This window comes from Methylorubrum rhodesianum (assembly GCF_014199985.1).
Classification (GTDB): Bacteria; Pseudomonadota; Alphaproteobacteria; order Rhizobiales; family Beijerinckiaceae; genus Methylobacterium; species Methylobacterium rhodesianum.
Genome location: NZ_JACHOS010000001.1, coordinates 72,044 through 85,812 on the forward strand (window position 1 = coordinate 72,044; position 13,769 = coordinate 85,812).

General features: G+C 69.3%; 13 protein-coding genes. 8 read left to right on the forward strand and 5 right to left on the reverse strand.

Annotated elements, in window-relative coordinates; all coding sequences use genetic code 11:
- Window positions 1-111: 111 nt before the first annotated feature.
- The gene (fabA, locus tag HNR01_RS00310; RefSeq protein WP_183665940.1) at window positions 112-651 is read right to left on the reverse strand and encodes a 3-hydroxyacyl-[acyl-carrier-protein] dehydratase FabA; all 540 of its coding nucleotides are present in this window, start codon (window positions 649-651) and stop codon (window positions 112-114) included.
- 322 nt (window positions 652-973) lie between these two features.
- Between fabA and irr the strand changes: the two genes are divergently transcribed.
- Window positions 974-1,474: a Fur family transcriptional regulator Irr gene (irr, locus tag HNR01_RS00315; RefSeq protein WP_096483662.1), complete on the forward strand. Its 501-nt coding sequence runs from the start codon at window positions 974-976 to the stop codon at window positions 1,472-1,474.
- Between the two features lie 73 nt (window positions 1,475-1,547).
- Here the strand turns inward: irr and HNR01_RS00320 are convergent, their stop codons facing one another.
- Window positions 1,548-2,147, reverse strand: coding sequence for an SH3 domain-containing protein (locus tag HNR01_RS00320; RefSeq protein ID WP_183665942.1), 600 nt, complete (start codon window positions 2,145-2,147; stop codon window positions 1,548-1,550).
- Window positions 2,148-2,458: 311 nt separating this feature from the next.
- On the opposite strand from HNR01_RS00320, the gene HNR01_RS00325 reads away from it, so the two are divergent.
- Window positions 2,459-3,463, forward strand: a complete 1,005-nt coding sequence (locus tag HNR01_RS00325) for a 2-hydroxyacid dehydrogenase (RefSeq protein WP_096483658.1) — start codon at window positions 2,459-2,461, stop codon at window positions 3,461-3,463.
- 81 nt (window positions 3,464-3,544) lie between these two features.
- On the opposite strand, the gene HNR01_RS00330 is transcribed toward HNR01_RS00325, so the two are convergent.
- Window positions 3,545-4,552 (reverse strand): bifunctional riboflavin kinase/FAD synthetase, encoded by a 1,008-nt coding sequence (locus HNR01_RS00330; RefSeq protein ID WP_183665944.1) that lies wholly within the window; start codon window positions 4,550-4,552, stop codon window positions 3,545-3,547.
- 305 nt (window positions 4,553-4,857) lie between these two features.
- Between HNR01_RS00330 and HNR01_RS00335 the strand changes: the two genes are divergently transcribed.
- The 3 genes from HNR01_RS00335 (at window position 4,858) to HNR01_RS00345 (ending at window position 6,338) form a co-directional block, all read left to right on the forward strand.
- A complete protein-coding gene (locus HNR01_RS00335) occupies window positions 4,858-5,241 on the forward strand; it encodes a response regulator (RefSeq protein ID WP_003604011.1) in 384 nt (127 codons plus the stop codon).
- Between the two features lie 131 nt (window positions 5,242-5,372).
- Window positions 5,373-5,909, forward strand: a complete 537-nt coding sequence (locus tag HNR01_RS00340) for a protein phosphatase CheZ (protein ID WP_026105254.1) — start codon at window positions 5,373-5,375, stop codon at window positions 5,907-5,909.
- Window positions 5,910-6,110: 201 nt separating this feature from the next.
- Window positions 6,111-6,338 (forward strand): hypothetical protein, encoded by a 228-nt coding sequence (locus HNR01_RS00345; protein WP_017482659.1) that lies wholly within the window; start codon window positions 6,111-6,113, stop codon window positions 6,336-6,338.
- A gap of 61 nt (window positions 6,339-6,399) precedes the next feature.
- Here the strand turns inward: HNR01_RS00345 and HNR01_RS00350 are convergent, their stop codons facing one another.
- The gene (locus tag HNR01_RS00350; protein WP_183665946.1) at window positions 6,400-7,872 is read right to left on the reverse strand and encodes an EAL domain-containing protein; all 1,473 of its coding nucleotides are present in this window, start codon (window positions 7,870-7,872) and stop codon (window positions 6,400-6,402) included.
- Between the two features lie 284 nt (window positions 7,873-8,156).
- On the opposite strand from HNR01_RS00350, the gene HNR01_RS00355 reads away from it, so the two are divergent.
- Entirely contained in the window at window positions 8,157-8,378 is a 222-nt protein-coding gene (locus HNR01_RS00355; protein WP_017482661.1) for a heavy-metal-associated domain-containing protein, read from the forward strand.
- Between the two features lie 215 nt (window positions 8,379-8,593).
- Window positions 8,594-10,267 (forward strand): formate--tetrahydrofolate ligase, encoded by a 1,674-nt coding sequence (locus HNR01_RS00360; protein ID WP_183665948.1) that lies wholly within the window; start codon window positions 8,594-8,596, stop codon window positions 10,265-10,267.
- Between the two features lie 178 nt (window positions 10,268-10,445).
- On the opposite strand, the gene HNR01_RS00365 is transcribed toward HNR01_RS00360, so the two are convergent.
- Window positions 10,446-12,545 carry a M3 family metallopeptidase gene (locus HNR01_RS00365; protein WP_183665950.1) on the reverse strand — a complete coding sequence of 700 codons (2,100 nt, stop codon included), beginning with the start codon at window positions 12,543-12,545 and terminating at the stop codon, window positions 10,446-10,448.
- 206 nt (window positions 12,546-12,751) lie between these two features.
- On the opposite strand from HNR01_RS00365, the gene HNR01_RS00370 reads away from it, so the two are divergent.
- Entirely contained in the window at window positions 12,752-13,678 is a 927-nt protein-coding gene (locus HNR01_RS00370; protein ID WP_183665952.1) for an extensin-like domain-containing protein, read from the forward strand.
- Window positions 13,679-13,769: the final 91 nt, after the last annotated feature.

The window sequence follows — 13,769 nt, forward strand, 5'->3', positions numbered from 1 at the left end:
GGAAGGTCAGTTAGGATGATGCGCGGTCAATCTCAACCGCGCTTCGATGGCTCATCGCCGAACCGGCGGCCGGTTCGTCACGAAAAGGCCTTCCGAACCGGGGCGACGGTTTCAGGCGCGGAACAGGGCCACGCGGAGGTCGCTCGCCTCGTAGATGCGTCGGCCGTCGGCCTCCAGCCAGCCATCGGCGATGCCGAGCACGAGCTTGCCCTGGCGCACCCGCTTGATGTCGATGCCGTAGACGACCTGCTTGACCGTCGGCAGCACCTGATCGGTGAACTTCACCTCGCCGACACCCAGCGCCCGGCCGCGGCCCGGAGCGCCCAGCCAGCCGAGATGGAAGCCGACGAGCTGCCAGAGGGCGTCGAGCCCAAGGCAGCCGGGCATCACCGGATCGTTCTTGAAGTGGCAGGGGAAGAACCAGAGGTCGGGCCGGATGTCGAATTCCGCGAGCACGTGACCCTTGCCGTGGGCCCCGCCCTCGGTCCCGATCGAGGTAATGCGATCGAACATCAGCATCGGCGGGAGCGGAAGCTGGGCATTGCCCGATCCGAACAGCTCACCGCGCCCGCAGGCCAGGAGCTCCTCGTAGGAGAAGCTCGAAGCGCGCTGCGGAGAAGCGCCGTCGGATTGCTGGTCGAGAGAGGCCATGGATGACGTACGGGTCCTCAGTGACGGACGGGTCCGATTCCGGTGAGCGGACGGGGCATGATGGAATGGGCGCCTCGTTAGCACAGCCTTTCCGCGCTCACCAAGCGGCACCGGCAGGGCGCCGACACCCGTTCAACGCGCGTCGGCCCGCGAAGTCCCATGTGCCGGCCCGCGAAGTCCCGTGTGAAGAGCCATGCGGAGAGCCATGCGTCCTCCACGTATCTAATCGAACTGGGCACCTGCACGGGTTGCCGCAGGGCTTCATGATCCGTATAATTTCCTTGCTATACTCATTCTAAATAAGCGGGAATCGTTCCCAGCAATGTCCGATCTGATGCCTCTCCAGGCCGTGCTGAACGCCCGGTCCCTCTCGCCGGCCGATGGCGCCGGTCGCCGGGGCTGCCCGCTCTCCGACCTGCGCGACCGTCTTCGCCGGGCCGGTCTGCGCCCGACCCGCCAGCGCCTGTCGCTGGGCTGGCTCCTGTTCGGCCGCGGCGATCGTCACCTGACGGCGGAAATGCTCTACGACGAGGCGATGCGCGCCAAGGTGCCGGTCTCGCTGGCGACCGTCTACAACACGCTGCATCAGTTCACCGAGGCGGGCCTGCTGCGCCAGCTCGCGCTGGACGGGTCGAAGGCCTATTTCGACACCAATCCGAGCGAGCACCACCACTTCTTCCTCGAGGAAGAAGGCGAGGTCCTCGATATGCCGGAATGCGGCATCTCGGTCGATTCGCTCCCCGAGGCGCCCGAGGGGATGGAGATCGCGGGCGTCGAGGTGATCGTTCGCCTGCGCCGTCGCAAGGTGTCGGGCCGCGCCTGATTCGGCCTCGCTGGCTGTGAAAACGAAAACGGGCCCGGATTTCCGGGCCCGTTTTCGTTGACGGCTCCGTGGCCTATTCGACCCGCTCGTCGGGATAGACGCCCCACAGTCGGCTCTGGCGGATATAGCCGTCCACGTCGCCGCGCTTGTCCGGAAGCGGCACGACGAGGCGGCACCACGTGCCGGTACAGCTCTTCACGCTGCCGATCACGCCCGGCTGCAACCGCGCCTGCTCGCCCGATTGCTCGTCGGCGCGGGCATTCAGCGGTACGGTGGCCTTGGCCGCGTCAGCCCGCTCGCCGGAGGGCGGGATCACCACGGCGGTGCGGCGGCCCGACAGCAGCGAGTGCAGCACCCAGCCCTCCGTCCCTTCCGAATCGCGGATGCGGCGCCACGTCTCGAACTCGGCGACGATCTCGACCGGCAGGCCCTCTCGCTGGAACACCCAGAGAGTGCGGTGGTCCTTCGAGGGTCCCTCGCGCAGGTTGACGCGGTTGGTCTTCAGGCTGGCGTAGCGCGGCAGGGGCAATTTCGTCACCGGCCCCTTGCCGACCTCCGGCGCCGAGGCAGGGGGCGGAGCGGCCTCGGCAGTCAGCGGCACCAGCAGGGCGAACAGGGCTGCGAGCAGCGCGAGGCGGGTGGGGTTCATCGGGGGCAGCTCAGGCGGGCGCATCGTGCCTCGTCTCCGATCCGTGGCTCCAAAGTCGTGCGTCTGATGACGTTTCGGCGTCGCGCCGGAAACATCGGCGGCCCGTCGCCCGGTCGGCTCTCCGGCACTGATCCATCGGGGTTAGGGCCGCATTGTGTTCGCCGACCTCTCTGCTAGAGAGGCCAGACGTCCTGCGGCGGTCCGGGTGCCCGGTCCGCCTCCGCTCCATCTGGCCGTGTCATGGTTAAGGGAGCGTAAGCCGGCCCTTCGCGGCACAGCCGGGAAAGGCTCAGGCGCAGGCACGGGAAAGCGGGCCGGCCTCGTCGGGAGGGAACATGTCGTCGTTGAAGCGCAAGCCGCTGGTGGTCGTCACCCGGCGCCTGCCGGACGCGGTCGAGACGCGCATGCGCGAGTTGTTCGACACACGCCTCAATCACGATGACGCGCCGCTCTCGCAGGAGGCGCTCGCTGCCGCGATCCGCGAGGCGGACGTGCTGGTGCCGACGGTAACCGACGAAATCAATTCCGGCCTCCTCGCCCAGGCCGGGCCGAACCTGCGGCTCATCGCCAATTTCGGCAACGGCGTCGATCACATCGACGTCGCCGCGGCTCTTGAGCGGGGGATCACGGTCACCAACACGCCGGGCGTTCTGACCGAGGACACCGCCGACATGACCATGGCGCTGATCCTGGCGGTGGCCCGCCGGATCGCGGAGGGCGCGCGCATCATCCCCGACGATGATTGGACGACGGGCTGGTCGCCGACCTGGATGCTCGGCCGGCGCATCACGGGCAAGCGCCTCGGCATCGTCGGCATGGGCCGGATCGGCCAGGCGCTCGCCCGCCGGGCCAAGGCGTTCGGCCTGTCGATCCACTATCACAACCGCCGCCGGGTCCCGACGCATATCGAGGAATCGCTCGATGCGACCTACTGGGAATCCCTCGACCAGATGCTGGCGCGGGTGGACATCGTTTCGGTCAACTGTCCGCACACGCCGGCAACCTACCACCTGCTCTCGGCCCGCCGCCTCAAGCTGCTCAAGCCCGAGGCGATCGTCGTCAACACCGCCCGCGGCGAGGTGATCGACGAGAACGCGCTCGCGCGCCTGATCGAGGGCGGCGAGATCTCGGCGGCCGGCCTCGACGTGTTCGAGCAGGAGCCGGCGGTGAGCCCGCGCCTCGTGCGGCTCGCCCGTACCGGCAAGGTTGTGCTCCTGCCGCATATGGGCTCGGCGACCCACGAGAGCCGCACCGACATGGGCGAGAAGGTCATCATCAACATCAAGACCTTCATGGATGGCCACCGCCCGCCGGACCGGATCCTCCCGAGCATGCTCTGAGAGCATCGGGCGAGCCCGGCGCCGTATCGGGGGCGTCACCCGGGTCGCGCCTCCCTTCGAGCAGGGAGGCCGCAACCGTGGTCAGCCCAGCATCGACGGCACGCGATCCGTTTGGATCGCGGCCCGGGCTCGGGCCGAATCGACATCCATCTGTGCGATCAGCGCCTCTGCGCTCGAAAACCTCTCTTCGCCGCGCAGATAGGCCAGCAGCTCGACGGCGACTTCCTGTCCGTAGAGGTCGCCCTTGAAGTCGAACAGGTGCACTTCGAGGAGCGGCGCTCCGTCGTCGAAGGTCGGGCGGCGGCCGTAGCTCGCCACGCCGTCATGGAGGCTGCCGTCGGCGAGGCGCACCCGCACCGCGTAGATGCCGTGGGCCAGTCCGCAGGCATCGAGGGCGAGGTTGGCGGTGGGGTAGCCGAGGGTGCGTCCGCGCTTGTCGCCGTGACGCACAGGCGCCAGCACGAACCAGCGATAGCCGAGAAGATCGTTGGCGCGCGCGACGTCGCCGGCGGCGAGGGCGGCGCGGATCGCGCTCGAGGAGATCGGCGCGTCGCCGGGTTCGGCCGACACCGCCGGAACGATGCGGCAGGACAGGCCGGCCTCGGCGCAGAGTTCGGCGAGGATCCCGGGCGAGCCCTCCCGCCCACGGCCGAAATGGAAGTCGTGGCCGATCACGACGCCGGACAGGCCCAGCTCGTCGCGCAGCCAGCCCTCCACGAAGTCGCGCGCGCCGGTGCCGGCGAGACGCGCGTCGAAGCGCCGGACGATCAGGCCGTCGAGCCCGAGCCGCGCGAAGACGATCTCCTTGGCCCGCGGGCCGGTGAGCCGGAACATCGGCTGGTCGGGCGCGAAGAAGGCGCGTGGATGCGGCTCGAAGGTCAGCACGGCGGCGGGACGCGATCCGGCCTCTTCACGCACCGTCGCGATCAGCGTCCGGTGGCCGCGATGCACGCCGTCGAAATTGCCGAGCGCGGCGACGGCACCGGCCAGGGCCGGCGGCACAGGGTCGTCCTCACGGCAAACCGTGAAGCGCTTCGGGGGAAGGCCGGTCCCGGCGGGCGGCACGGCGTTCTCGTCGCCTGAGGGCATCGGCTCCTGCGATCGGATGTGTTTTGTCGGGTCTGACGGGTCAATCGAGACGGACACCTCGACGGAGGGCACCGGTGCGGCCGTCGTGGTTCGCCCCCAACCGCGCGGGGCCGGAGACTTGGCGAAATCAGTCTGCCCGGTCAAGCGAATCGGACGGGAGCCCGGATTAACCGCTTCGCAATGCGGGCCGTCTATTGTTCGTCGGACGGAAGGCAGCTCCGCTCGCACGCGTCGATGCGACGTTGATCGCTCGAGAGGGCCGCGCGCCGCCAGTAACGATCAGGGATACACGGAGCACACGTCATATGGCCCTCGACCTCAGCATGCCTATCCTGGTGGTCGACGACTACCAGACCATGGTGCGCATCATCCGCAACCTCCTCAAGCAGCTCGGCTTCGAGGATGTGGATGATGCCTCCGACGGTACCGCCGCTCTCGCGCGCCTGAAGGGCCGCAAGTACGGCCTCGTCATCTCGGATTGGAACATGGAGCCGATGACCGGCTACGAGCTTCTGCGCCATGTCCGCGCCGACGAGGGCCTGCGCACCACGCCGTTCATCATGGTCACCGCCGAGTCGAAGACCGAGAACGTCATCGCCGCCAAGAAGGCCGGCGTGAACAACTACATCGTCAAGCCCTTCAACGCCGCGACCTTGAAGTCGAAGATCGAGGCGGTCTGCGGCGCCTGATCGCTCCAGCCGCCGACCCCGAACGCGATGCCGTCGGGGTCGGCCGCCGCAGGAGCGGATGCCCCTGCGAGCGGCTGGCCTCCAACGGGTCGAAAGCGGAACGTCGCGAGACATTGCCTTAGAGATCGACCATGGGAATGACGCTCACGGCACGCGACGGCCGGTCGCAGACTTCGAACCCCTCGGCGATGGTGAAGGAACTCCTCGACATCGCCGACTACATCGCCAGCTTGCGGGACGCGATCGCGCTCCTTCGGGCCAACGAGCTGACGCGCGACCGTCTGCCGATGGTTCACGAGGAGTTGAGCGAGGTGGTCGCCGCAACGGCGGGCGCAACCAACTCGATCATGAACACGGCCGAAGCCATCCTCGCCCTGCCCGAAGGCAAGGGCTACCGCGACGCGGTCGAGGCCAAGATCTACGACATCTTCGAGGCCTGCACCTTCCAGGACATCACCGGCCAGCGCATCGCCAAGGTGGCGGAGGCGATGAGTCAGCTCGAGGGCCGGCTCGCCCGCTTCACCGCCGCCGTGAAGGCTCGCGACGCTGCCGGCATCGACGAGACGGAATCCGACCGTCGCAAGCGGAACGAGGCGCTGCTGCTCAACGGCCCGCAGATGGGCGGACCGGCAACGGCGCAGGACGCGATCGACGCGCTGTTCGCCTGAGCCGACCCGCGCCGGAGCGGCGCGGAACCGGGTGGACTTGACCGGGAGACGTCCGCGTCCGCGCTCGTCGCGACGGCTGGCACCACCTTGCGCTTACGGCCAAGCTGCCTTGATCCGAACATCGCGCCTGCGAAAAGCTGTCAAGGTCCTCCACGAAGAAGGACGCGGAACCCGCATCGGGAACTTCGCAGGGGCTGGACCATGGCGACTTTCGATCTGCCGCCGGATCGCGCATCCGGTGATGCCCTCGACCGCGCCCGCGCACAGGGGCAACTGCATCATTCCATCGCGACGACGCTGCTGGTGATCGCCGCCGCACGCGCCGAGCGCGAGGCGCCGCCGGTCTCCGCGGCGCGTCGGCGCCTCGCCCAGGTCTACGGTGCCACGCGCCTGCGCAAGCGGCTGGAGCGCGAGGCCGCCAAGGCCTGATGTTCGAGGCCTGATCGTCACCTCGCCGGCGTCGTCAGACTGAAACGCCCGACCTTCGATCTCACCCGGCCCGGCGCAGGAAATCCCGGAAGGGCCGGCGCTGCGGCGGCGGACTCGAGGGCGGATCGGGGGAGGGCGGCGGTGGAGGCGGCGCTGCGTCGGGCGCGGCCGTGAGCACTTCCGCCCGCACGGCGCGGGGCGCGGCGAACACGTTGCCCTGCGCCAGCGGCACGTCCAGATCGATGAGGTCGGGCACCTCCGTCTCGGCCTCGACCCCGGTCGCGACGAGCCGGATGCCGACGCGGGCCAGGGAGGCGACAAGGTCCTCCAGCGCGATGTCGGGCATCGCCTCGCGGTCGAGCGGGCGCAGCAGAAGGGCTGCGGCGACCTTGACCTGGGCGATACCGCGCTCGGCCAGAGCGTTCGGATCGAAGCGCAAATCGATCGGGCGATCCATCACGAAGCCGATCCGTCCGCGCAGTCCAGCCAGGAGGGCCGCCTGCTCGGCATCGAGGCTGCGCCAGCTCGCCTGCGGTAGAGCGATCACGACCCGGCCCGCGAGTTCCGGCCCCTCGCTGACGAGCCGTCCGAGGGAGCGCAGGAAGCCGGGCTCGAACAGCGAGTGCGGGGTAAGGCTGTAGCTGACGGAGGCCGGGCTGCCGCGCCCCTGGAGATGGCGCGCGATGGTGGCGACGCGCTGGAGCATGCGCCGGTCGAGAGCCGTGGTGCGTCCGTGGCGCTCCAGCACCGGCAGGAAGGTTTCCGGCGCGTAGACCGCGTCGCCGACCTTGAGCCGCGCCAGTGCCTCGTAGGCCACGACCTTGCGCTGCGGCAGGGTGACGACGGGCTGCAGATATACTTCCAATCCCTCGCCGTCGAACGCGTCGATCAGCGCCGTCTCGTCACCGGCCGCCGCGAAGGGATCGGCGGGGCGGGCAGGGGGAGGGGTCGTCCGCGGAACGAGCCGCATCGGCGCTGCCACAGGCTCCGGGTCGGGCAGGACGGCCGCGGCGGGTGCCGGGCTCGGCTGGATCGTCTCCGCTGCGCGTGAACGCGGTGGCGCCTCCGGCGGCTGAGCCTTCAGGCGGGCGATGTCGCCGTCCTGTGCCGACACCACGGCCGCGAGTTCCCGCACGATACCGCTGAGGATACCGATCTCGGCGGTCACCTCCTCGATGCCGGAGACGAGGCGCGCATCGAGAGCCTTGATCGCGTCCTCGTTCGACGGAGCCGACGGTTCCGCGGAGCTGGCCGCCTGCATCCGTGTCTGGACGAGAGCCGCGGCGACGGCCTCCAGCTTCACCAGCCGCTGCGACAGGACGCCGATCTCCTTCGAGACGACCTCCTGCGCAGTGGAGAGGGCGCTCAACCGCCGCCACAGCAGGGCGCCGCCGACGATGGCCAGACCAGATACGGCGGCGACCGCGGCGAGCGGCACGAGAAGCGCCAGCGGAACGAGGATCAGGACGCCGACGAGGCCAAGGATCCAGGGGGTGCCGCCGGGGCGGATCGTACGGGATTTCGGTGTTCTCACCGTCGATCGACGCGCTTCTTGTCTGGCGGCCGCGGCCGGGCTTCTCTTTCACGGCGCGGGACGGATTCCCGCAGGACGTGTGGCTGACACGCGCCGGCTGAAGTGGCGCGACGCGTCCGGCCCGTCGTAACCCTAATGTCGCCGAGGCGGTGCTCCGCCGCAAGGCGGCACGCCGGTTTCTCCCAGACATTCGGCCCGCCGGCGCGGCGCGCTTGCCGAGGGCGCTTGCAGAACCACATCTGCGAGGACCGAGAGGCGGCCGAACGGCAGGCAGGATGGGTGCGATGGATCAGAGCCCGATCGAACTGACGATGCGCGTGGAGGGCATGACCTGCGAGGGCTGCGCCGAGGCTGTGCGCCGCACGATCCGCCGCCTCGACCCGCAGGCGCAGGTCGCGGTCGATGTCGATCACGGCCGGGTCACGGCATTGACCGTTGCCCAGAGCCTCGACGTGGCGCAGGCGCTGACCCAGGCAGGCTATACTGCCACGGCGATGACAGGTTGAGGATCGGCTGGACATTCGCCTTTCCCCCTGAAGAAACTTAACCGCCGGTATCAAAAAAAACCGAGACGCTTTTCACCGCTGTTTCGCTCACACTGCGACAATCGGTTTATCGTGGCTGTTTCGTCCGCTACCACGGGGACGCGTGGGCCGACTACGCGCCGGGCGGCGGCTCGGCACGCCACGAGCCCAGGCCACAAGAAACGACGGTGAGAGAAATGCCCTCAGATATCGAGATCGCCCGCGCGGCGACGCTGAAGCCCATTGCGCAGGTCGCCGAGCGGATCGGCGTTCCCGATGAGGCGCTGCACAATTACGGCAAGCACATCGCCAAGATCGACCACGGCTTCATCAAGTCGCTGGAAGGCAAGCCGGAAGGCAAGCTGGTGCTCGTCACCGCGATCTCGCCGACGCCCGCGGGCGAGGGCAAGACCACGACGACGGTCGGCCTCGGCGACGCGCTGAACCGGATCGGCAAGCGGGCGGTGATGTGCCTGCGCGAGCCCTCGCTCGGCCCGTGCTTCGGCATGAAGGGCGGTGCGGCCGGCGGCGGCAAGGCTCAGGTCGTGCCGATGGAGCAGATCAACCTGCACTTCACCGGCGACTTCCACGCCATCACCTCGGCGCACTCGCTGGCCGCGGCCCTGATCGACAACCACGTCTACTGGGCCAACGAGCTCAACATCGACGTGCGCCGCATCCACTGGCGCCGCGTGGTCGATATGAACGACCGGGCCCTGCGCGCCATCAATCAATCGCTCGGCGGCGTCGCCAACGGGTTCCCGCGCGAGGACGGGTTCGACATCACGGTCGCGTCCGAAGTGATGGCGGTGTTCTGCCTCGCCAAGGATCTCGCCGATCTCGAGGAGCGCCTCGGCCGCATCGTCATTGCCGAGACCCGCGACCGCAAGCCGGTGACGCTGGCCGACGTGAAGGCCACCGGTGCCATGACGGTGCTCCTGAAGGACGCGCTGCAGCCGAATCTCGTGCAGACGCTGGAGGGCAATCCGGCCCTGATCCATGGCGGCCCGTTCGCCAACATCGCCCATGGCTGCAACTCGGTGATCGCCACGCAGACCGGCCTGCGGCTCGCCGACTACGTCGTCACCGAGGCCGGCTTCGGTGCCGATCTCGGCGCGGAGAAGTTCATCGACATCAAGTGCCGCCAGACCGGCCTCAAGCCTTCGGCGGTGGTGATCGTCGCCACCGTCCGCGCGCTGAAGATGCATGGCGGCGTCAACAAGAAGGATCTTCAGGCTGAGAACCTCGACGCGCTGGAGAAGGGCTTCGCCAACCTCGAGCGTCACGTGAAGAACGTGCGCAGCTTCGGCCTGCCGGTGGTGGTCGGTGTGAACCACTTCTTCCAGGACACGGATGCCGAGCACGCCCGGCTGAAGGAGCTGTGCCGCGACCGGCTTCAGGTCGAGGCGATCACCTGCAAGCACTGGGCGGAGGGCGGCGCCGGCGCCGAGGCGCTGGCGCAGGCCGTGGTGAAGCTCGCCGAGGGCGAGCAGAAGCCGCTCACCTTCGCCTACGAGATCGAGACGAAGCTCACCGACAAGATCAAGGCGATCGCGACCAAGCTCTACGGCGCGGCCGACATCCAGATCGAGTCGAAGGCCGCGACCAAGCTCGCCGGGTTCGAGAAGGACGGCTACGGCCACCTGCCGATCTGCATGGCCAAGACGCAGTACTCGTTCTCGACCGATCCGACCCTGATGGGCGCGCCCTCCGGCCACCTCGTCTCGGTGCGCGACGTGCGCCTCTCGGCGGGCGCTGGCTTCGTCGTGGTGATCTGCGGTGAGATCATGACCATGCCGGGCCTGCCCAAGGTTCCGGCGGCGGACAACATCCGCCTGGACGCCAACGGGCAGATCGACGGGCTGTTCTAGCGCCCACCATAACCCTCTCCCCTCTGCGGGAGAGGGTGCCTGCGGAGCAGGCGGGAGAGGGGCAGCGCGACAGTGCCAATCTGGACTGGCGTCGAATCAATGGAAGCGGCGCTCCCCTCACCCGACCCCCTTCGGGGGCCACCCTCCCCGCAGAGGGGGGAGGGTTCATTTTTGCGCTCTACGCTGCCAGCCCCCGCTTCTTCAGCAGCGGCTCGATGCTCGGCAGCCGTCCGCGGAACGCGGTGTAGGCCTCGCGCGGATCGCGCAGATTTCCCGCACCGTAGATCGTCCGGCGCAGGCGCCGCGCCGTCTCCGGATGGAAGATGTCGCCGGCCTCGCGGAAGGCGTCGAAGGCGTCGGCGTCGAGCACCTCCGACCAGAGGTAGCTGTAATAGCCGGCGGCATAGCCGTCGCCGGAGAAGATGTGCGCGAAGTGCGGCGCGCGGTGGCGCGCCGCGATCTCCGCCGGCATGGCGATGCGGCGCAAGGCGTCCGCCTCGAAGGCGACGACGTCGAGCCCGTCCTCTCCGGCGGCGGAGAGATGCAGCGTCATGTCGACGATGGCCGAGGCCGCGTACTCGACCGTGGCGAAGCCCTGGTTGAAGGTCGCCGCCGCCAGCAGGCGTTCGAGCAGCGCGTCGGGCATCGGCTCGCCGGTGGTCACGTGGCGGGCATGGGCGCGCAACACCTCCGGCTGCTGCAGCCAGTGCTCGTAGAGCTGCGAGGGCAGCTCCACGAAGTCCCGCGAGACGGCCGTGCCGGACAGGAGCGGGTAGGTCACGTCCGAGAGCAGGCCGTGCAGGCCGTGTCCGAATTCATGGAACAGAGTGCGGGCGTCGTCGAAGGACAGCAAGGTCGGCTCGCCGCGCGGCGCGCGGGCGAAGTTCATCACGTTGACGATGATCGGCTTGATGTCGCCGTTGAGACGCTCCTGCGAGCGGAAGGCGCTCATCCAGGCGCCGGAGCGCTTGGAGGGACGGGCGAAGTAGTCGCCGAGGAACAGGCCGACCTCCGAGCCGTCGGCGTCGCGCACGAGCCAAGTGCGCACGTCCGGATGATAGCGCGGGACGTCGAGGACTTCCTCGAAGCGGAGCCCGAACAGCTTCGAGGCCGTGTCGAAGGCCGCCTGGATCATGCCCTCCAGCGGCAGGTAAGGCTTGATCTCGGACTCGTCGAGGTCGTGCTCGGCCCGCCGCATCTTCTCGGAGTAGTGTCGCCAATCATGCGCTTCGAGGGCGAAATCGTGCCCTTCCGCGCGCACCAGGGCCTGGAGCCCCTTGCGCTCCTCCGCCGCGCGCTGAAGCGCGGGCTTCCAGACGTTGCGCAGGAGCTCCATCGCCGCGTCGGGCGAGCCGGCCATGGTGTCGTCGAGCTTGAGGTGGGCGAAGCTGTCGAAGCCGAGCAGCCGCGCCCGCTCGGCCCGCAGGCGCACGATCTCGGCGATGATGGCGCGGTTGTCCGTCGTCCCGCCGTTCTCGCCGCGCCGGGTCCAGGCCGCGTAGGCGAGAGCGCGCAAGTCGCGGCGCGTGGAGAAGACGAGGAACGGTTCGATCAGCGAGCGCGACAGGGTGATGACGTGGCCGTGCGTGCCGCCCCGCTCCTTCGCCGCTTCCGCGGCGGCATCGCGCAGGAAGGGCGGCAGACCCGCCAGATCGTCCGCGCCATCGAGCGGCAGAACGAAGTCGCGCTCGTCTGCGAGCACGTTCTGGGCGAACTGCGTGCCGAGTTCGGCCAGTCGGATCGCGATCTCGGCGATGCGGTCCTTGGCCTCCGGGGCGAGCCCGGCGCCGGCCCTTTGGAACCGGCTGCGGTAGCGGTCGAGCACGCGCCGCTCCTCCGCACCCAGACCCTCCGCGTCAGGGTCGATCGCCGAGAGCCGATCCCATAGCTGCGGGTTGAGGGTGATGGCGCTGGAATGCCGCGCGAGCTGCGGCGCGACCGCCCGCTCGATCGCCTGGAGTTCCGGGCTGGTGTTGCTGCCGGTCAGGTTGAAGAACACGTTGGCCACCCGGTCGAGCGCCGCGCCGGCCCGCTCCATCGCCGCCACCGTGTTGGCGAAGGTGGGGGGCTCCGCGCTCGCGGCGATCGCCGCGATCTCGGCCTCGTGCGCCTTCAGGGCGTGCGCGAAGGCCGGCACGTAATGCTCCGGCCGGATCGCCTCGAAATTCGGCAGGCCGAAGGGTGTCGCCCAGTCCGACGCGTCGAACGGGTTCCCTGCCGCGGTGGCGCTGCCGGGCTCATTCACCTCGGACAGGTCGCGTGCGGTTTCGGCGTTCATGGACAAGAACCTTCGGAAAAAACGTCGTGCCGTGAGCCGCTGAACATAGGTTTGTGGAGCGGGCGGCGCAAAGCCACATCCGCCGGTCCGCGGCGACGACCGGATTTCGTCCAGCGTGGCGGTGGCGTCCTTGCCGGCCGCGGCCGGGCGACGGATGACAGGGCGACCACGCGGGCCCGCGACCGGATGAGCAGGACATACGCGGCATGAAGCCTTTCACCGTCGCCTGCCTGCTCGCCACCGGTCTCCTCCTGCCGCTTGGCCCGGCACGATCCGATCCGACTCCGCCCTCCGCGACGGTCCCGTTGCCGCCCCCCCCACCGCCGGCGCGCCCGGAGGGGCTTGTGCCGCCCGCGCCCCAGATCACCCCGCTGCCGCCCGAGCGTCCGCCCGAAATCGCCGGCGGCTCGGGCAAAGACGCCGGAAACAAAGACGCCGGAAAGAGGACGGAGGAGCCGCCGCCCAATGCGACGCCCGACGCGGCCAAGGGAGCGCCGAAGGACGGCCCCGCTTCCCTGCCCGACGCGCCGCTGCCGCCGGAGCGTCCGCCGGAACTGTCCGGCGAGCAGGCGCTCGCCCTCAAGGTGTCGGCGCCCGACGACACCGCCTGCCTGCGGCGGCTGGAGCGGCTCGGCGCCCGCTTCGAGGCGCTGCCGCCGCTCGGCAACGGCCAGTGCAGCGCGCCGCGCCCGCTGAATGTCACCGCCCTCGCCGACGGCGTCGCGCTGGAGCCCGCCGCAACCCTGACCTGCCGGACGGCCGAGGCGCTGGCCCGCTGGACGACCGAGGTACAGGTCGCGGCTCAGAAGGAACTGGGTGACGGTCTCAAGAGCCTCGCGCTCGGGGGCACCTATGTCTGCCGCGGGCAGAACCACGACACGGATGCCAAGCTGAGCGAGCACAGCTTCGCCAATGCCATCGACGTGATGGGCTACGGCTTTGCCAAGCGCCCGAGCCTCAAGGTGACCGCGGCAGCGGGCGGCACACCGGAGGCGGCCTTCCTGGCCTCGGTGCGCACGAGTGCCTGCGGCTTCTTCCGCACGGTGCTGGGGCCGGGCAGCGATGCGGCGCACGGCAACCACCTGCATCTCGACCTGCGCGAGCGCAATGCCGGGCACCGTCTCTGTCAGTAGGCGCCTCGCCCGTGCCGAAACGGACCGGCGCGCCATTCGCCGCGGGAACGCTGCGGCTTGGCTATCGCTTCTTGTCCGTCATGAGATGAGG